Annotated in this window: 16 protein-coding genes; 7 read left to right on the plus strand and 9 right to left on the minus strand. The window is 73.8% G+C overall.

Annotation, left to right across the window (positions count from 1 at the left end; all coding sequences use genetic code 11):
* Window positions 1-24: 24 nt before the first annotated feature.
* From nrfD to fdh, 3 genes are read right to left on the minus strand one after another with little or no spacing between them, the layout of a single operon-like run.
* Window positions 25-1224, minus strand: coding sequence for an NrfD/PsrC family molybdoenzyme membrane anchor subunit (gene nrfD / locus ACN268_RS06020; RefSeq protein WP_421482144.1), 1200 nt, complete (start codon window positions 1222-1224; stop codon window positions 25-27).
* Window positions 1221-2294 (minus strand): 4Fe-4S dicluster domain-containing protein, encoded by a 1074-nt coding sequence (locus tag ACN268_RS06025; protein ID WP_421482145.1) that lies wholly within the window; start codon window positions 2292-2294, stop codon window positions 1221-1223. The genes nrfD and ACN268_RS06025 overlap by 4 nt, the downstream gene beginning before the upstream one ends.
* On the minus strand, window positions 2287-5592 hold the full coding sequence (fdh, locus tag ACN268_RS06030) for a formate dehydrogenase (protein WP_421482146.1): 3306 nt from the start codon (window positions 5590-5592) through the stop codon (window positions 2287-2289). The genes ACN268_RS06025 and fdh overlap by 8 nt, the downstream gene beginning before the upstream one ends.
* 386 nt (window positions 5593-5978) lie before the next feature.
* Between fdh and ACN268_RS06035 the strand changes: the two genes are divergently transcribed.
* Together ACN268_RS06035 and ACN268_RS06040 are read left to right on the plus strand one after the other, a co-directional pair.
* Window positions 5979-6311, plus strand: a complete 333-nt coding sequence (locus ACN268_RS06035) for a hypothetical protein (protein WP_421482147.1) — start codon at window positions 5979-5981, stop codon at window positions 6309-6311.
* Entirely contained in the window at window positions 6308-6961 is a 654-nt protein-coding gene (locus tag ACN268_RS06040) for a nucleotidyl transferase AbiEii/AbiGii toxin family protein (protein ID WP_421482148.1), read from the plus strand. Before ACN268_RS06035 ends, ACN268_RS06040 begins: the two co-directional genes overlap by 4 nt.
* A gap of 43 nt (window positions 6962-7004) precedes the next feature.
* Here ACN268_RS06040 and ACN268_RS06045 read toward each other — a convergent pair whose 3' ends face one another.
* Complete coding sequence (locus tag ACN268_RS06045; protein WP_421482149.1) at window positions 7005-7907, minus strand: SDR family oxidoreductase; 903 nt, start codon at window positions 7905-7907, stop codon at window positions 7005-7007.
* A 234-nt stretch (window positions 7908-8141) separates the two neighbouring features.
* Here ACN268_RS06045 and ACN268_RS06050 point away from each other — a divergent pair, with 234 nt between their 5' ends.
* A complete protein-coding gene (locus ACN268_RS06050; protein ID WP_421486821.1) occupies window positions 8142-9944 on the plus strand; it encodes a bifunctional metallophosphatase/5'-nucleotidase in 1803 nt (600 codons plus the stop codon).
* Between the two features lie 70 nt (window positions 9945-10014).
* Here the strand turns inward: ACN268_RS06050 and ACN268_RS06055 are convergent, their stop codons facing one another.
* Window positions 10015-10191: a hypothetical protein gene (locus ACN268_RS06055; protein WP_421482150.1), complete on the minus strand. Its 177-nt coding sequence runs from the start codon at window positions 10189-10191 to the stop codon at window positions 10015-10017.
* A 79-nt stretch (window positions 10192-10270) separates the two neighbouring features.
* Between ACN268_RS06055 and ACN268_RS06060 the strand changes: the two genes are divergently transcribed.
* Entirely contained in the window at window positions 10271-11305 is a 1035-nt protein-coding gene (locus ACN268_RS06060) for an NAD(P)-dependent alcohol dehydrogenase (protein WP_421482151.1), read from the plus strand.
* Between the two features lie 23 nt (window positions 11306-11328).
* Here ACN268_RS06060 and ACN268_RS06065 read toward each other — a convergent pair whose 3' ends face one another.
* The gene (locus ACN268_RS06065) at window positions 11329-12486 is read right to left on the minus strand and encodes a geranylgeranyl reductase family protein (protein WP_421482152.1); all 1158 of its coding nucleotides are present in this window, start codon (window positions 12484-12486) and stop codon (window positions 11329-11331) included.
* Between the two features lie 140 nt (window positions 12487-12626).
* Between ACN268_RS06065 and ACN268_RS06070 the strand changes: the two genes are divergently transcribed.
* The 3 genes from ACN268_RS06070 (at window position 12627) to ACN268_RS06080 (ending at window position 16155) form a co-directional block, all read left to right on the plus strand.
* Window positions 12627-12863, plus strand: coding sequence for a hypothetical protein (locus ACN268_RS06070; RefSeq protein ID WP_204928348.1), 237 nt, complete (start codon window positions 12627-12629; stop codon window positions 12861-12863).
* A 121-nt stretch (window positions 12864-12984) separates the two neighbouring features.
* The gene (locus tag ACN268_RS06075; protein WP_421486822.1) at window positions 12985-14406 is read left to right on the plus strand and encodes an MFS transporter; all 1422 of its coding nucleotides are present in this window, start codon (window positions 12985-12987) and stop codon (window positions 14404-14406) included.
* Window positions 14407-14529: 123 nt separating this feature from the next.
* Window positions 14530-16155, plus strand: coding sequence for an alkaline phosphatase D family protein (locus tag ACN268_RS06080; RefSeq protein ID WP_421482153.1), 1626 nt, complete (start codon window positions 14530-14532; stop codon window positions 16153-16155).
* A 54-nt stretch (window positions 16156-16209) separates the two neighbouring features.
* On the opposite strand, the gene ACN268_RS06085 is transcribed toward ACN268_RS06080, so the two are convergent.
* The 3 genes from ACN268_RS06085 to ACN268_RS06095 form a co-directional block, all read right to left on the minus strand.
* On the minus strand, window positions 16210-16929 hold the full coding sequence (locus ACN268_RS06085; protein WP_421482154.1) for a hypothetical protein: 720 nt from the start codon (window positions 16927-16929) through the stop codon (window positions 16210-16212).
* A 269-nt stretch (window positions 16930-17198) separates the two neighbouring features.
* Window positions 17199-17828 carry an MBL fold metallo-hydrolase gene (locus tag ACN268_RS06090; RefSeq protein ID WP_421482155.1) on the minus strand — a complete coding sequence of 210 codons (630 nt, stop codon included), beginning with the start codon at window positions 17826-17828 and terminating at the stop codon, window positions 17199-17201.
* Entirely contained in the window at window positions 17825-18913 is a 1089-nt protein-coding gene (locus ACN268_RS06095; RefSeq protein ID WP_421482156.1) for an S-(hydroxymethyl)mycothiol dehydrogenase, read from the minus strand. The genes ACN268_RS06090 and ACN268_RS06095 overlap by 4 nt, the downstream gene beginning before the upstream one ends.
* Between the last annotated feature and the right edge of the window lie 65 nt (window positions 18914-18978).

An 18978-nucleotide genomic window follows, 5' to 3' on the forward strand; every position in this document is an offset into this window, starting at 1 on the left:
CCGTGGCGGTGGCGCGGCGAGGTGTCAGACCTGCCCGGCCTCGCGGCGACGGATCCGTTCCCGCTGCGGCAGCACCGTGTACCTCGGGTCCCGTGCCGAGGCCACCCCGCCGTGGAAGATGCCGAACCGGGTGGCCACCGACGCGGCCAGCAGCGCCGTGCCGGACAGCGCGGACAGCACCCGGCTGCGTCGCCCGGCCAGCGCCCCGACCACCCCGGCGGCGGTGAGCAGGCGACCGGCGCGCAGCAGCCGACCCGCCGTACCGAGCCGGTAGGGCTCACTGAGCAGCCCCAGCCGGGTCTCCACCGAGTGCGCGCCCCACAGTTCCAGGGCCGCCCCGGCTACCGCCATCCGCCGGGCCGGGCCGGCCTGGGCGCAGGGCGCGGCCAGCAGCCCGACACCGGCGCCGCTGGCCAGGGCGCTGCCCGCGAAGATGGTCGGCAGCTCCGGGTACGCCTCGTGCCAGGACGGCACCGCCGTGCCGGCCAACAGCACCCCGGTGTACGTGGCCAGCGCCGGCGCGACGGCGGCGGCGGCCAACCCGGCGACCTGCCCGGCCGGCGGCAGCAGCCGACGCACCGGGGCGAACACGCCGCGTGCCGGTAGCAGCGGTGCGCCCTCGGCGACGGCGGCCAACCCGGCGGCCGGGCCGTACGCGGTGAGGATCCAGGTGCCCACCGACATCGGCGAGGTCGGTTTCGCCACCCGCAGCATGTGGTGGAAGCGCGCCGGCCGCCCGAGGTCGTGGATCAGGAAGTAGGCGCTGGCGGTGACCGCGCCCAACGCGGTGACCCGACCCGCCCGGCGCAGCGCCGGCCGGCCGGTGAGCTGCCCTCCGGCGGCCAGCAGCGACGACCCGGCGGCCAACCCACCGGTGAACAGGTACGCGGCGATGTCCCACCGCCACACCGGGGCCTTGAGGATCGGCCGGCCGTAGTAGGAGGTGAACTCCGCCTCCGGGACGCGCAGCTCCTCGCCGCCGCGCCCACCCCGGCCACGCCGCCGCCTCGCCACCGGTGCAACGTCCCGGGGCGGTACGACGACCGGTGCGTCGGCAGCGCCCACCGCACCGGTCGGGCCCGCAGCGTCGATCGGGCCGACGCCGACCTTCGGGCCGTGGCCGAGCCGCGCCGAGGAACGCTGCGGCCGGAACACACCGTCGGCGGCGAGCCGGGCGCGGAAGCCCCGGAACCGCTCCCCCACCGGAACCCGGCCGGCGGTCACGACGACCCCCCGACGAACGCGGCGACGGCCGCCGCCGTCATCGCCAGCGCGGCAAGCCCCGCCCGCCGCCACATCCTCGGCAGGTCCCGGGTGGTGACCACCGGGTCCGGGGGCAGCCCGTACACCTCGGGCTCGTCGAGGAGGAGGAAGAACGCGCCGTCGCCGCCGACACCGTCGGTCGGGTCGTGGCCGTAGAGCCGGGCCTGCGGCACACCCCGTTCGTGCAGCGTGGCGACCCGCTGCGCGGCCCGCTCCCGCAGCTCGTCGAGGGGGCCGTACTGGATGGACTCGGTCGGGCACGCCTGGGCGCAGGCCGGGGTCATGCCCGCGCCGAGCCGGTCGTAGCACAGCGTGCACTTCCACGCCCGGCCGTCGCCCCTGCGCTGGTCGATCACCCCGTACGGGCAGGCGGAGATGCAGTAGCCGCAGCCGTTGCAGATGTCCTCCTGCACCACGACGGTGCCGAACTCGGTGCGGAACAGCGACCCGGTGGGGCAGACGTCCAGGCAGGCGGCGTGGGTGCAGTGCTTGCAGACGTCCGACATCATCAACCAGCGGAAGTCGGTGCGGGTCTCGGCCCCCGTGCCCCGGCCGGGCGGTGCGGCCCCCGGCATCCCGAGGAACCGGGTGCCCGTGCCGTCCGGGGCGACTGGCGACCCGGCGTCGGCCATCCGGGCGGCGGCGTCGGCGTCACCCGGCGGGACGCCCGGGTTCGTGCCGCTGGCGCTGCCGGTGCCGGCGGCCACCGCCGCCGACGTGGCGCCCGCCGAGCCGCCGGTCGGGTTCCCGGCGAAGGTCGCCGTACGGTGCCCGGCCGGCACCGGCTGCTCGATGAAGGCCACGTGCCGCCAGGAGTTCGCGGTCAACGCGCCGGTGTTGTCGTACGACATGCCGAGCAGGTCGAAGCCGGACTCGGGGACGGCGTTCCACTCCTTGCAGGCCACCTCGCACGCCTTGCAGCCGATGCAGACGCTGGTGTCGGTGAAGAACCCCATCCGGGGCCCGGCAGCCGTCCAGCCCGCGTCCGGGGCCGGATCGAGCGGGCCGTAGAGGCTGTTGGCGTCAGGCATGGTCGGCGCCCTTCTCCCGTGGGCCGTCGTCGCTGCGACCGGCCGGTCGCAGCACCGGGGTCGTCACCGTCGGCGGGCGTTCGCCGGGCACGATCCCGGCCCGTCGACGGTAGTCCTCGACCAGGTCCCGCAACGCCGGGCCGGTCGGTCGCCGGCCCGGCCGGACGTCACAGGTGCCGACCTTGCTCTCCTGGATGAGCACGTTCGGGTCCAGGGTGATGCCGAACAGGTCGTTGGCCGAGTCGCCGGTGACCAGGCCCTCGTAGCCGAAGTGGTACGGCAGCCAGAGCTGGTGGATGATCCGACCGTCCACCCGCAACGGGGTGAGCCGGTCGGTGACCAGCACCTTCGCCTCGATCACCGCACGCCCGCTGATCAGGTGCGCCCAACCGAGGTGGGTCAGGCCCGCCTCGGCGGCCAACTCCGGGGACACCTCCACGAACATCTCCGGTTGCAGCTCGGCCAGCGGACGCACCGTGCGGCTCATCGCTCCGGCCGTGTGGTGCTCGGTGAGCCGGCTGACCGTGAACACGTACGGGAAGACCTGGCTGTGCTCCTGCGGCGGGCTCGGGTTCACCGAGTTCACCGGGTGGGCGTACACCTTGCGGGTCGGGTTGGCCTGCTGGCCGTAGAGCGGGTTACGCATCGGCGACTCCGCCGGCTCGTAGTGCGTCGGCAGCGGACCGTCGAGCACCCCGCTCGGCGCGTACAGCCAGCCCTTGCCGTCGGCCTGCATGATGAACGGGTCGTCGCCGGCCAGCGCCGCCGGCCCGGACGCCCCCTGCGGCGGGCGGTACCCCGGCGGTTTCGTCTTCTCGAAGTCCGGCACGTCGTAGCCGGTCCACTCGCCGGCCTGCGGGTCCCACCAGACGTACTTCTTGCGCTCGCTCCACGGTCGGCCCTGCGGGTCGGCCGACGCCCGGTTGTAGAGGATGCGCCGGTTCGCCGGCCACGCCCAGCCCCACTGCGCGGCCACCCAGTCCTGTTCGTGCCGGGACCGGCGGCGGGCGGCCTGGTTGACGCCGTCGGCGTAGACGCCGGAGTAGATCCAGCAGCCGACGGCGGTGCTGCCGTCGTCCTTCGCCTCGGTGAACGAGGACAGCGGGCGGCCGGTGGACACGTCGTAGCCGTTGATCTCGCGCAGCACCGCCTCGGCGCTCGGCTCGTCGTGCGGGCCGTGGGTGGGGTAGTCCCAGGCCAGGTCGAGCAGGGCACGGTCGCGGCGGTGCGGGGAACCGGCCAACCTCTCCCGCAGCCGCCGCCCCAGGTGGTAGAAGAACCACAGCTCGGATCGGGCGTCGCCCGGCGGTTCGACGGCCTTCTCCCGCCACTGCAACAGCCGCTGGGTCTGGGTGAAGGTGCCCTCCTTCTCCACGTGCGAGGCCGCCGGCAGGAAGAACACCTCGGTGCGGCACTCGGTCGGGACGATCTCGCCGGTGGCCACCTCGGGGCCGTTCTTCCAGAACGTGGCGCTCTCGATCATGAACAGGTCGCGGACCACCAGCCAGTCCAGGTTGGCCATGCCGAGGCGCTGCGCCCGCCCGTGCGCCGAGCCGACCGCCGGGTTCTGGCCGAGCAGGAAGTATCCCCTGATCTTGCCGTCGATCATGTTCAGCACCTGCTGGTAGGTGCCGTGGTCGCCGGTCATCCGGGGCAGGTGGTCGTAGCAGAAGTCGTTGTCCGGGGTCGCCGCGTCCCCCCAGTACGCCTTGAGCAGGCTCGCCGCGTACGCTCGCGCGTTGCCCCAGAAGCCCTTCTGGCCGGGGTGACGGATGCTGTCCACCCACTCGTCGAACGTCGGGTGGTCGGCGTGGTGCGGCATCGGCAGGTAACCGGGCAGCAGGTTGAACAGTGTCGGGATGTCCGTGGAGCCCTGGATGCTGGCGTGCCCGCGCAACGCCAGGATGCCGCCGCCCGGCCGGCCCATGTTGCCCAGCAGCAACTGGATGATCGCCCCGGTGCGGATGTACTGCACACCGACGCTGTGCTGGGTCCAGCCCACCGAGTAGACCAGCGCGCCGGTGCGGTCCCGGCCCGAGTTCTCCGTCCAGGCGCGGGCCAGTTCCAGGAACTTCTCCGCAGGGATGCCGCAGACCCGCTCCACCATCTCGGGGGTGTAGCGGGCGAAGTGCCGGCGCAGGATCTGGTAGACGCAGCGCGGATGCTGGAGCGTCTCGTCCCGCTGGACCCGCCCGTCCACCTCCGCACCGTGCGACTCGTGCCGCAGGCCGGCCGCGCTGTCGCGTTCCTTGGCGGTGTGCCCGCTGCCGGAGTCCCCCTCGTGCCCGGCGTACTGCCAGCTGGTCTGCACGTAGCTGTCGGTGTTCGGGTCGTAGCCGGAGAACAGGCCGTCGCCGTCCTCGGTGTCGGCGAACTGCTCGCTGACGATCGTCGCCGCGTTCGTGTACGCCAGCACGTACTCCCGGAAGTCCAGCTCGTTGTCCAGGATGTAGTGGACCACGCCACCGAGCAGGGCGATGTCGGTGCCCGCCCGGATCGGCAGGTACGAGTCGGCCACCGCGCTGGTGCGGGTGAACCGGGGATCGACGTGGAAGACCTTCGCGCCGCGCCGCTTGGCCTCCATGACCCACTGGAAGCCCACCGGATGGGCCTCGGCCATGTTCGACCCCTGGATGACGATGACGTCAGCGTTGGCGAGGTCCTGTTGGAAGTCCGTCGCGCCACCGCGACCGAAGCTGGCCCCCAGACCGGGGACGGTGGCGGAGTGTCAAATGCGGGCCTGGTTCTCGATCTGGAGCGCCCCCATCGCCGTGAACAGCTTCTTGATGAGGTAGTTCTCCTCGTTGTCCAGCGTCGCCCCGCCCAGGCTGGAGATACCCAGCGTGCGGTGCAGCGGCCGGCCGTCGCTGTCGACGTCCTCCCAGGTCTGCTCGCGGGCGGCGAGGACCCGGTCGGCGATCATGTCCAGCGCGGTGTCGAGGTCGAGATCCTCCCACTCGGTGGAATACGGTCGGCGGTAGCGGACCGTGGTCTGCCGCAGCGGGCTGGTGACCAGGCTCCTGCTGGCCGAGCCCTTCGGGCAGAGCCGCCCCCGGGAGATCGGGCTGTCCGGGTCGCCCTCGATCTGGGTGACCCGGTCGTCGGAGACGTACACCCGCTGCCCGCAGCCGACCGCGCAGTACGGACAGACCGAACGGGCCACCCGGTCGGCGGTCCCGGTGCGGGCGGTCAGCCCGGCGGAACGGTCCGACTGTGCCGCCGCGCCCCGGCCGAGCGGGTCGGTGCCGGTGAGCTGCCGGTAGACCGGCCAGCCCGCGATGAACGTCCGCAGACCCACCGCGCACCTCCCTCCCGGGCATGATCCGACCTACTGAACATAGGCCAGCGGAGCGGAGGATGCGACCCGGGTGGGGATCTCCGTGCACGGATACGGCGTTGCCCCCGACCGGGCCGGTCGGGGGCAACGCCGTATCACGGTGGCGGAGCGCCGGTGTGCATGTCGCCTCTCGGCGCGTGGCGCAACGCGGCTCCAGCCGAACGGAACTCCGCGACGGCAATTCAGGTGAGGCCCGGGGACACTGGACACACCGACGCTCCTGCCCACCAGGATACCCCGCGCCGACCGTCCGCGCCCCGGTCGCGCAGGGCCGGCGCGTGCCGGCGCAGGCGGGTCCGGGGAAAGTCGCGTGCCGGCGCAGGTCGCGGCGGCGTTACCCTGACACCATGCAGGCCACCCTGGCGACCACCACCCACCTGGCCCGGCCCGGCCGGCCGGTGGTGGTGGCGCGCACCCTGGCGGAGCTGACCGGCCCCACCGGCGGGGTGGTGGAGCTGCCGGTCCGGTTGATGTGGAGCAGCGAACGCACGTTCGACCTGGCCGAACCGGACGACCTGCTCTGGCTGTACGAGAACGTGCTGCGCGAGACCACCCGCGCCGACGACCTGCGGGCACTGATCGACGGACGCACCCTGCGCCGGGTGTGGCGGCGGCTCAACCTGCCCCGGGGGGTCCGGTCGGCCTGGGAGAGCCGGCACCGGGGTCTGCGGACCGCGTGACCCACCTGCACGACTTCTACCGGGAGGTCGCCCGGGTCGCCCTCACCGCGGCCGGGCCGCACCGGTTCGTCCTCGGCGGCGGGGTGGCGTGGGCGGCGCACGGCCTGGTCACCCGCCCCACCGAGGACGTCGACCTGTTCGCCGACGTGGAGGGGGCGGCCGCCGCCGCGGCGGCGGAGGTGTGCGCCGCGCTGGAACGCGCCGGGTACACCGTCGCGCCGGCCGACCCGGACAGCGACCTCGGCGACCTGTTCGAGGGCTTCGACCGGGACATCCGGGACTTCGTGGTCGGCCGGGACGACCGGCAGATCCGGCTCAGCCTGGCCCGGCTCGACCGCTACCGCTCACCGGTGGTGATGGACCTCGGTCCGGTGATGGACGTCCGCGACCTGATCGCCAACAAGACCGCCGCCCTGGTCAACCGGCGGGAGGCCCGCGACTACATCGACGTCGCCGCCGCGCTGGCGCAGTACCCGGTCGACGAGCTGCTGATGCTGGCCCGGCAGGTGGACCCGGCGCTGGCCGACGAGGACGTGCGGGCCGCCGGCCGCTACCTGGACCGGCTGCCGGACCGGCGGCTCGCCCGCTACGGCCTGGACCCGACGCAGATCGCGCAGGTGCGTCGCCGGCTGGCGGACTGGCCCCGCTGACCGCCGGACCGGGACCGGGGCCCCGGCCCGGCGGACGGGGCGGTCACTTGGTGAACCGGCCGCCGGTCACGCCCAGGATCTCCCCGGTGACGTAGCTGGACTCCTGCGAGGCGAAGAAGACGTACGCGGGGGCCAGTTCGGCGGGCTGCCCGGCCCGGCCCAGCGGGGTGTCGGTGCCGAACTTCTCCACCTTCTCAGGCGGCATGGTCGCCGGGATCAGCGGCGTCCAGATCGGGCCGGGCGCCACCGCGTTGACCCGGATGCCCCGGTCGGCGAGCTGCGCGGCGAGCCCCTTGGTGAAGTTGGCGATGCCCGCCTTGGTGGTGGCGTAGTCCAGCAGCGGCGGCGACGGGTCGAACGCCTGGATGGAGGTGGTGTTGATGATCGTCGCGCCCTCCTTCAGGTGCGGCAGGGCGCTGCGGCAGAGCCAGAACATCGCGTACAGGTTGGTCTTCATCACCCGGTCGAACTGGTCGGTGCTGATCGCCTCGATGCCGTCGTCCTGGGCCATCTGGTACGCCGCGTTGTTGACCAGGATGTCCAGCCCGCCGAGGTCGGTCACCGTCCGGTCGACCAGGTCACGGCAGTGCTGCTCGTCGGTCAGGTCGGTGCGCACCGCGACCCCCCGGCGGCCGGCCTCCTCGATCAGCCGGACGGTCTCCCGGGCGTCGGCGTCCTCGTCCTCGTCGAGGTAGGACACCACCACGTCGGCGCCCTCCCGGGCGAACGCGATCGCCACCGCCCGGCCGATGCCCGAGTCGCCGCCGGTGATCAGGGCCCGCTTGCCCGCCAACCGGTCACTGCCCCGGTACGACGTCTCGCCGTGGTCGGGCTCCGGGCCCATCCGGTCGGTCCGGCCGGGCGTCGACTGCTGCTGGGCCGGCTGACCCTCCTGGTGGCCGTACTGGGTGTTCGGGTCCTGCGGGGTGTACTGGTCCTGGCTCACCGTGCGGCTCCCCTGTCTGCTTTGGTCCGTTCTGGGTCTCTCGGTCACCTACCCCGACGGGTCGGCCGGAAACAACCCGTGCCTGACACCCGTCGACGGTGGTGTGACCGGCAGGTGACCGGCGACGGCGTGGTGGTGGAACAGTGCGGGCCACTGTGGCAGGAGCGACCGCTGGTCGTTATGGTGCGCAACGGCGCTTACGAGGCGCGTCCATCCCCGTCGAAGGGCACCCCCATGACCTCCTCCCCCGGCGCGTCGCGCCGCCAGGTGCTGGCCGTCGCCGCCGCCGCGGCCACCGCCCCGCTGATCGCCGGCGCGCCCGCCCGGGCGGCCGGGCGGCAGGGCCCGAAGGGTCCGAAAACCTGGGACCTGACCGTCCTGGGCACCTCGGACACCCACGGCAACGTCTACAACTGGGACTACTACCGCGACGCCGAGTTCGACGACAGCAAGCACAACGACGTCGGCATCGCCAAGCTCGCCACCCTGGTCAACCAGATCCGCGCCGAGCGCCGGGGCCGGGCCACCCTGGTCCTCGACGCCGGCGACACCATCCAGGGCACCCCGCTGGCCACGTACTACGCCAAGCAGGAGCCGATCACCGTCACCGGCGCGACGCACCCGATGGCCCGCGCGATGAACATCCTGCGGTACGACGCGGTGACGCTGGGCAACCACGAGTTCAACTACGGGCTGCCGCTGCTGGCCACCTGGATCGGCCAGCTGGGCTTCCCGGCGCTGGCCGCCAACGCGGTGAACGCGAAGACCGGCAGGCCGGCGTTCCAGCCGTACGTGCTCAAGCGGGTGCGGCCCGGTGGGCCCGGCTCGCCGACCCTGACCGTGGGCATCCTCGGCCTGACCAACCCCGGGGTGGCCATCTGGGACAAGGGCAACGTGGAGGGCAAGCTGGTCTTCCCCGGCATGGTGGAGACCGCCGCGAAGTGGGTGCCGGTCATGCGGGCACGCGGCGCGGACCTGGTCATCGTCTCCGCCCACGGCGGCGACAGCGGCACCTCCAGCTACGGCCCGGAGCTGCCCAACGAGAACCCGGTCGCGCTGATCGCCCAGCAGGTCCCCGGCATCGACGCGATCCTGTTCGGCCACGCCCACAACGAGGTGGTGGAGAAGTTCGTCACCAACACCGCCACCGGTGCGCAGGTGCTCACCGCCGAACCGTCCAAGTGGGGGCAGCGGCTGACCCGGATGGACTTCACCCTCACCCGGGAGCGGGGCCGCTGGAAGGTCGTCGCCAAGGGCGCCACCATGCTCAACACCAACACCGTGGTCGAGGACCCGACGGTGCTCGCCGCCGTACGCGGCCAGCACGCCACGACCGTCGGGTACGTCAACACGGTGGTCGCCCGGTCCGCGCAGGAACTGTCGGCGGCCGAGTCGCGCTACCGGGACACCCCGATCCTGGACTTCATCAACCACGTGCAGACCGAGGTGGTCACCGCCGCGCTCACCGGCGGCCCGTACGCGGCGCTGCCGGTGCTGTCGATCGCCGCGCCGTTCAGCCGCACCGCCGTGTTCCCGCAGGGTGACGTGCGCATCCGGGACGTCGCCGGGCTGTACGTCTACGACAACACCCTGGAGGCGGTGGTGCTCACCGGCGCCGAGGTGAAGGCGTACCTGGAGTACTCGGCGAAGTACTTCACCACGCTGCCGGTCGGCGCACCTGTCGACCCGGCGACGATCAGCGACCCGGCCGTGCCGGACTACAACTACGACGTGATCTCCGGGCTGGACTACGACGTCGACGTCTCCCGGCCGGTCGGGCAGCGGATCACCCGGCTGGTGCTACCCGGCACCGACACCCCGGTCGCCGCCGACGCGCAGTTCGTGGTCGCGGTGAACAACTACCGGCGCAGCGGCGGCGGGAACTTCCCCGGCATCGTGAAGACCCAGGTCTACAACGCGCAGCAGGAGATCCGCCAGCTGCTCATCGACTGGGCGCAGGCCCGGGGCACCATCGACCCGGCCGACTTCTTCGTGCCGAACTGGCGACTGGTCCGCGCCGGCGTGCCGGTCTTCTGAGCCGACCGGCCGTCGCTCACCGCACGGCCTGCCCGACGGGCCCCGGGGTGGCATCCCGGGGCCCGTCGGTTCAGCCGCCCGCGCGCAGGTCCTGCTCGTACTGGCCGGGGGTCGGATCGGGCTGGTAGCGGGGCGGGTCGGTCTCGGTCGACGCCGACCGCTCGTCGGGACGTACCGCCGGTGGCAGCTCGCCGAAACGGGCGTGCCGCAGGAACGCGTACTGCTCGTCGGTGAACGGTTCGCTCATGACGCTCAGTGTGCGCCCGGCATCAAGGCCGGCGGGAGGGGTAAGCGCGCGGGACCGTCGGCGACGAGAGGACGAAACCATGCGCGCGGTACGGATGACCGCCCCCGGGGTGCTCGAACAGGTGGAGGTGCCCACCCCGACGCCCGGCCCCGGCGAGGTGCTGGTACGCGTCGGCGCGGTCGGTGCCTGCCACTCCGACCTGCACATCCTCGACGCCCCGCCGGGCCTCTACCCCACCCCGATCACCCTCGGCCACGAGATCGCCGGCACCGTGGACACCCCCGGCGACGGCGTCACCGGCTGGTCCGCCGGGGACCGGGTCGCCGTCTACGGGATCATCGGCTGCGGCACCTGCCGGGGCTGCCTGCGGGGCTCGGAGAACCAGTGCCGCACCGTGCCTCCCGGCGGGATCGGGCTCAGCCGCGACGGCGGGCTGGCCGAGCACGTGGTGGTGCCTGCCTCCCGGCTGCTGCCCGTCGGCGACCTGGAGATGACCCAGGCCGCGCCGCTGACCGACGCCGGGCTGACCCCGTACCACGCGATCGAGCTGGCCCGGCCGGCGCTGCGACCCGGGACGTCGGTCGTGGTGATCGGCATCGGCGGACTGGGGCACATGGCGGTGCAGATCCTCGCCGCCACCACCGCCGTGCGGATCATCGCGGTGGACAGCAACGTCGCCGCCCTCGACCTGGCCACCCGGGTCGGCGCGCACCACGTGGTACCGGCCGGCCCCGACACGGTCGACCGGCTCCGGGAGCTGGTCGGCCCGGCGCCCGACGGCGCGGACGTGGTCATCGACTGCGTCGGGGTGGACGCCACCCTCACCACCGCCCGCAGCGTCGTGGCCACCGGCGGCCGGCTGCTGCTGGTCGGGTTGGGCGGCGGCACCCTGCCGGTGCGGCCGGTCGCCGACGAGCCGCCCACCGTGCCGTTCGAGACCAGCGTCACGGTCCCGTTCTGGGGCACCCGGGCCGAACTCCGGGAGGTGATCGCCCTGGGCCGGGCCGGGCTGCTCACCGCCGACGTGCAGACCTTCCCGCTGGACCGCGCGCCCGAGGCGTACGACCTGCTGCGGGCCGGCGAGATCCACGGCCGTGCGGTGATCGTGCCCTGACCCGGCTCCGTCGGCCCGGCGGGTCAGCGGCCGGACGGCCCGGCCGGCTGCGGACCCCGGGCGGGCAGCCGGTCCAGCAGGGCCTCCACGGCCCGCACCGGCAGCCGGTCCATGGTCCGGTCGAAGCTCAGCCGGCCCTGGCAGAACCGGACGAACATCGACCAGCCGGCCGGGGTCGCCACGAACGCGTGGCACAGTTGCGGGCGGCGGGCGAACAGGGTCAGCATCCGCCGGCCGGCGCGCATCGACGGCACCAGGCGTTCGTGCACGTCGCGGGGGTAGCGGTCCAGGTCACCGGCGGCGACCGCCGCGGCGGCCAGCGTCCCGGAGCGCAGCGCGTAGCTGATCCCCTCCCGGGTCCACGGCTCCAGCAGGCCGGCCGCGTCGCCGGCCACCAGCACCCGGCCGTGGCGCAGCGGGGAGTCGTCGACCCGGCACCGGGTCAGGTGCCCGGAGTCGTGCGCGGCGGGCACCTGCGCCAGGCCCAGCCGGTCGAGGAAGCTGTGCAGGTAGGCGCGGGTGCGCTCGCCCTCGCCCCGGGCCCCGATCACGCCGACGGTGAGCAGGTCCCCCTTGGGGAACACCCAGCCGTACGCGCCGGGGAACGGGCCCCAGTCCAGCAGCAGCCGCCCCCGCCAGCGGGCCGCCTGCGCGGGTGACACCGGCAACTCCCGTTCCAGGCCCAGGTCCACCTGCCCGTACCGGACCCCCACGTGCCGGGCGGTCACCCCGGCGGAACCGTCGGCCCCGATCACCGTCCGGGCGGTCACCGTGCAACCGTCGGCCAGTCGGACGCGTACCGTGTCGGGGTCCTGGTCGAGGGCGCGCACGGCGACGCCCTCGCGGACCTCGGCCCCGGCGGACACCGCCGCCGCGCGCAGCCGGTCGTCGAACTCCTCGCGGCGCACCATCGTCACCAGGGGTGTGCCGTGCCGGCGGGTGAAGCCCCACCGGCCGTCGCGGGTGAAGGTGACCCGGTCGACCCGGTCGTGCGCCGGCACCTCGATCCGGCCGGCCACCATCGACAGCGAGGTGCCGATCAGGCCACCTCCGCAGGTCTTGTAACGGGGATGCACGGCCCGGTCCAGCACCAGCGTCCGCACGCCGGCCGCGGCGGCCTCCCGGGCCGCGCTGAGCCCGGCCGGCCCGGCACCGACCACGACGAGATCCCAGATGATCATGCCGCCCAGCCTAGGGCACCGGCCCGTCCGGTGGCGCGCACGACCGGCCGTCCGGCAGGCATCGTCGGGCGGCCAGCGGGTAAGCCGCGCCACCCGGACCGCCCGACCGGCCGGCCGGGGCCACGGCAAGGAGGGGCACCATGCAGCAGGTACGTCTGTCGGAGGTCGAGGTGCGCGTCTACGAGGCGGTCAGCGTGCTGGAGACACGCAGTCAGGTCCCCTACCCCGACCTGATCGCCGAGGAGGCGGGGCTGGCCGAGCAGGACGTCCACGCGCCCCTGCGCCAGCTCACCGAGAAGGGCCTGCTGCACCGGGAGGACTCGCCGCTGGCCGGGCTGGACTTCGGCCCCCGCTGGTGCGCCCGCCAGCCGGCGTGAGCACCGTCGCACCCCGCCGGACGGCCGGGCCGGACACCGGTTTGCCACCCCCGCCCCCGGGTAGCGCTGCGGCATGCCCGATCACCGGTCCGTGCGGGACCGCACCACCGCCGACGGTCCCATGAGCGGCCCCACCGACGACCGCCGCCGCTGGCAGGCCCTCGGCGTCGGCCTGGTCGCGGCGTTCATGACGCTGCTGGACGTCAGCATCGTCAACGTCGCCGTCCCGTCGATGGACCGCGCGTTGCAGGCCAGCCCGAGCGACCTGCAGTGGGTGCTGTCGGGCTACGCGCTGACCTTCGGCCTGGTCCTGGTGCCGGCCGGCCGGTTCGGCGACGCCCGGGGGCGACGTAACGCCTTCGTCGTCGGGGTCGCCCTGTTCACCGTCACCAGCGCGCTGGCCGGGCTGGCCCAGTCACCGACCTGGCTGGTCGCCGCCCGGCTCCTGCAGGGCGTCGCCGCCGGCGTGGTCAACCCGCAGGTGACCGGCCTGATCCAGCAGCTGTTCCGGGGCGCGGAGCGGGGGCGCGCGTTCGGCCTGCTCGGCGCGACCATCGGCATCTCCACCGCCGTCGGCCCCCTGCTCGGCGGCCTGCTCATCCAACTCGGCGGGGAGGACCACGGCTGGCGGTGGGTGTTCTTCGTCAACGTCCCCGTCGGGGTGCTCGCGGTGCTGCTCGGCTGGCGGCTGCTGCCCACCCGGGCCGCCGGCCGGCTCGACCGGCACCGGCTCGACCCGGTCGGGGTGCTGCTGCTCGGCGTCGGCGTGACGCTCCTGCTGCTGCCGCTGGTGCAGCGGGAACAGTGGCCCAGCCCGTGGAAGTGGGCGCTGATCCCGGCCGGGCTGGTGGTCCTGGCCGGCTTCGGGTTCTGGGAGCACCGGTACGGGCGCACCCGCACCCCCCTGTTCGACCTGGGGTTGTTCCGGCTGCGGTCGTACACGATCGGGGCGGTGATCGCGCTCATCTACTTCGGCGGCTTCACCGCGATCTTCTTCATCTTCACCCTCTACCTGCAGAACGGCCTCGGCTACCGGGCGTTGACCGCCGGCCTGGCGATCACCCCGTTCGCCCTCGGCTCGGCGCTGGCCGCCGCCCTGGGTGGCCGGCTGGTCACCCGGTTCGGCCGGCCGCTGGTCGGGATCGGGCTGGTCATGGTGCTGGTCGGGCTGGGTGGGGTGGTGTTCGTGCTGCGCGGCGACCCGCACGGCTCGGTCCCGCTGCTCACCGCGCTGCCCCTGCTGCTCGCCGGACTGGGCAGCGGCCTGGTGATCACCCCGAACCAGACGTTGACCCTGTCCGAGGTGCCGGTGCCGCAGGCGGGCAGCGCGGCCGGCATGCTGCAGACCGGGCAGCGGATCGGGTCGGCCGCCGGCATCGCCGCCGTCGGCGCGCTGTTCTTCTCGTCGCTGGCCAGCACCGACGGCCAGTGGGCCGCCGCGTTCCGGCACTCCCTGCTGCTGGCCATGGGTATCGTCGCGTTGGCCCTGGTCGCCGCGGCGACCGACATCGTGCTGAACCACCGCGCCGCCCACCGCCACTGAGTCCGCCGAGCACCGCCGCCGAAACCGGAGTCCACAGGCGACACCAACCGCGGGGGAACCGTCGGCGAACACTCACCGCGCGGGGCTGCGCACGTACCGCAGCACCCGGTAGACACATAGACCATGACGAACACCCTCGACCGTCGTACCATGCTGCGCCTCGCCGGTGCCTCCGCCGGCACCGCCGTCCTCGCCGGCGCCACCCTCGCCGCGAGCGGTCCCGCCCACGCGGCGGACGGCGCGTTCCGGCACGGGGTCGCCTCCGGCGATCCGCTGCCCGACGGCATCCTGCTGTGGACCCGGGTCACCCCCGTTCCGGAGGCGCTGCCCGGTTCGGGCCTCGGCCCGGACGTCGACGTACGCTGGCAGGTCGCCGCCGACCCCGACTTCGCCACGGTGACCGCGCAGGGCGTGGCACCGACCGGCCCGGCCCGCGACCACACCGTCAAGGTCACGGTGACCGGGCTGGCCCCGGCGACGACCTACTGGTACCGGTTCGGTCACGGTGACACCTGGTCGCCGACCGGCCGGACGATGACCGCCCCGGCGGCCGACGCGGCGATCGACCGGCTGCGGCTGGGCGTGGTGTCCTGCGCGAACTGGGAGGCCGGGCACTTCGCGGCCTACCGGCGGCTGGCCGACCGGGGTGACCTCAACCTGGTCGTGCACCTCGGCGACTACCTCTACGAGTACGGCACGGGCGAGTTCGACGCCGGCGGCACGGTGGTGCGCCCGGTCGCGCCCGAGCACGAGACGCTCACCCTGGCCGACTATCGGGTCCGGCACGCGCTCTACAAGACCGACCCGGGCCTGCAGGCGCTGCACGCCGCCCTGCCCTGGGTGATCACCTGGGACGACCACGAGGTCGCCAACGACGCCTGGTCGGGCGGGGCGGAGAACCACACCCCGGGCAGCGAGGGCGCGTGGGCCGACCGGGTCGCCGCCGCCCGGCAGGCGTACCAGGAGTGGATGCCGGTACGGATCGGCGCGGACGGCACGATCTACCGGCGGTTACGCTTCGGCCGGCTCGCCGAGCTGTCCATGCTGGACCTGCGGTCGTACCGGTCGCAGCAGGCCGGCGGCACGGCGGTGGACGACCCGGCCCGCACCATCGCCGGCGCGGCCCAGCTGCGGTGGCTCGCCGACGGCCTGTCCGGCTCGACGGCACAGTGGAAGCTGGTCGGCAACCCGGTGATGATGGCCCGGGTCGACCTCGGTTCGCTGCCGGCGTGGCTGCTCGGCCCGCTGGCCAAGCTGCTCGGCATCCCGCAGAACGGCGCGGTGCTCAACCCCGACCAGTGGGACGGCTACAACGCCGACCGGGACCGGCTGGTCGACCACCTGCGGGCCACCGGCACCCGGGACGTGGTCTTCCTCACCGGCGACATCCACACCTCGTGGGCCAGCGAGGTGACCACCCGCTCGACGGGGTTGACCAACCCGGCCGCCGCCGAGTTCGTGGTGCCCTCGGTGACCAGCGACAACCTCGACGACGTCCTCGGGCTGCCGGCCGGCAACGGGCTGAGCCTGCTCGGCGCGACCCTGCTGCGCTCGACGAACCCGCACGTGAAGTGGACGGAGCTGGACGGGCACGGCTACGGCGTGCTGGAGGTGACCCCGCAGCGCTGCCGGATGGACTGGTACCACCTGGTCGACCGGACCCGGCCCGACAGCGCGAGCCGCTGGGCCGCCGGGTTCTCCGTCGGCGTCGGGTCGGCGAAGCTGCGCCGGGAGGACGCGCCGGCCTGACCCGGACAGACGCCGACCGGCCGGCCCCCGCGACGGGGGCCGGCCGGTCGTGGGTCACCAGAGCTGCTGGACGATGTCCGCCGCCTGCTGCTCCCACTGGGCGTACGCGTACGGGTACGCCGAGACCTGCACGGTCTGCGCGGCGGTGGTCAGCGGCAGGTCCCGCCACCCGTGCACGTTCTTCAACGCGCCGAAGAACGCCCGGGAGGCGTACCGGGGGTCGGTGACCTGCTCGGGCGTGCCCCACCCCGACGACGGGCGCTGCTGGAACAGGCCCTGCGAGTCGTGGTCGTTGTACGCGCCGAGGTGCCCCAGGTTGTACAGCTTCGACTCCTGCAGCGAGGTGGCCACGCCGATCACCGCGCCGCGCTCGCCCACGCCGCTGCGCTTGGCCTCGGCGATGATCTCCTTGGCGTTGGCGAGCTGCGCGTCGTCGAGCGGGACGCGGGACTGGGCGCCCTCGACGCCGCGCGGGATGAGGTCGTCGGTGCTCGGCTTGCCGGCCGGTACCTCGGTGGTGGGGGTGCCGGTGGTCAGGCCGGACTCGACGGTGACGCCCTGCCGGCCCTCGCCGGTGGTCACATCCTGCCGACCCTTGCCGGTGGCCAGGTCGATCGCGGCACGGGCCCCCTCGTGGGGGCCGCTGGTGACGGGGGCGGCCACGGCGGCCGGTCCGAACGCCAGGCCGCCGAGGGCGGCGACGCCGGCGATGCTCAGTACGGTCCTGCGGTCCTTCGCGATGGCCGGGAGCCATCGGGTGAAGTCCAGCTTCACGATGGTTGCCCTTTCGATCGTGGCGACGCGCTCCGGGGTGAGCGGGCCTCGGGGGACTGCCCCGCCGGCCGGAGGTGTGGCGACCGGCGTACGGGGAACACAACCCACCGCCCCTGTCCGTCATTCCGGAAATACGCAGGCCAGCTCGGGCTGTGGTCCGGGTCATCCCCGGAACCGGGCACGCGGCGCGAAAATGCCGATACGGCGGTATCCGGGCGTTCGGATACCGCCGTATCGGCGACGGTGCGACGGCGGGCGGTGCCCGCCGGTCAGTGGCCGCGGGCCAGCCACTCCTGCAGGTGGGGGGCCTCCGCGCCGACGGTGGTGTCGTCGCCGTGCCCGGTGTGCACCACGGTGTCCGCCGGCAGGGTGAGCAGCCGGGTCCGGATCGACTCGACGATCGTGGCGAAGTCGCTGTACGACCGCCCGGTCGCCCCCGGCCCCCCGGCGAACAGGGTGTCGCCGGTGAACACCGCACCCAGCGCCGGGACGTGGAAACTGCACGCGCCGGGACTGTGCCCGGGGGTGTGCAGCACCCGCAGGACGGTGTCCCCGACGGTGATCTCCTGCCCGTCGGTCAGCTCCCCGTCGGGGGCCAGCCCGGGATGCACCAGATCCCACAGCACCCGGTCGGCGGGGTGCAGCAGGATCGGTGCGCCGGTCGCCTTGGCCAGGGCGGGGGCGACCCGCACGTGGTCGTCGTGGGCGTGGGTGGCGAGGATCGCCACCACCCGCCGGTCGCCGACGACCCGGCGGATCGCGGCCACGTCGTGCGGGGCGTCCAGCACCACGCACTCGGTGTCGTCGCCGACGACCCAGACGTTGTTGTCGACGTCGAAGGTCTGCCCGTCCAGGGAGAACGTGCCGGAGGTGACGGCGTGGTCGATCCGGGCGGTCACGGGAACACCACCACCGACCGCAGCACGTCCCCGTGGTGCATCCGGCGGAACGACTCCTCCACCTGGTCCAGCGCGATCTCCTCGGTGACGAAGGCGTCGAGATCGAGCCGGCCCTGCAGGTAGAGCTGGGTGAGCAGCGGGAAGTCCCGGCTGGGCAGGCAGTCGCCGTACCAGCTCGACTTCAACGCGCCGCCCCGGCCGAAGACGTCCAGCAGCGGCAGGTCGACGGTCATCTCCGGGGTGGGCACCCCGACCAGCACGACGGTGCCGGCGAGGTCCCGGGCGTAGAACGCCTGCTTCCAGGTCTCCGGCCGGCCCACCGCGTCGATCACCACGTCCGCGCCGAAGCCGCCGGTGGCGGCCCGGATCGCCTCGACGGCGTCCTCGGCGGAGGCGTCGACGGTGTGGGTGGCGCCGAACCTGCGCGCCCAGTCGAGCTTGCGGCCGTCGGTGTCCACCGCGACGATCGTGGTCGCGCCGGCCAGGACAGCCCCGGCGACCGCCGCGTCGCCGACCCCGCCGCAGCCGATGACGGCCACCGAGTCGCCCCGGGTGACCTGCCCGGTGTTCATGGCCGCGCCCAGGCCGGCCATCACCCCGCAGCCGAGCAGCCCCACGGCGGCGGGCCGGGCCGCCGGGTCGACCTTGGTGCACTGGCCGGCGTGGACCAGGGTCTTCTCGGCGAACGCGCCGATGCCCAGGGCGGGGGTCAGCTCGGTGCCGTCGGTGAGGGTCATCTTCCGGGCCGCGTTGTGGGTGTTGAAGCAGTACCACGGCCGGCCCCGGCGGCAGGCCCGGCACTGCCCGCAGACGGCACGCCAGTTGAGCACCACGAAGTCACCGGGGGCGACGTCGGTGACACCCTCGCCCACCTGCTCCACCACCCCGGCCGCCTCGTGGCCGAGCAGGAACGGGTAGTCGTCGTTGATGCCGCCCTCGCGGTAGTGCAGGTCGGTGTGGCAGACCCCGCAGGACTGCACCCGCACCACCGCCTCGCCGGGCCCCGGGTCGGGCACCACGATGGTGGTGACCTCGACCGGAGCGCCCTTGCTCCGTGAAATGACGCCCCGGACTTCCTGGCTCACGCTGTGTCCTCCCTGCCTGCCGGCCCGACGGCCGGATGGGTCCCGCTCACCGCCGAACCTACCGC

The organism is Micromonospora sp. WMMD735, from assembly GCF_049178995.1.
GTDB classification, from domain to species: domain Bacteria; phylum Actinomycetota; class Actinomycetes; order Mycobacteriales; family Micromonosporaceae; genus Micromonospora; species Micromonospora wenchangensis.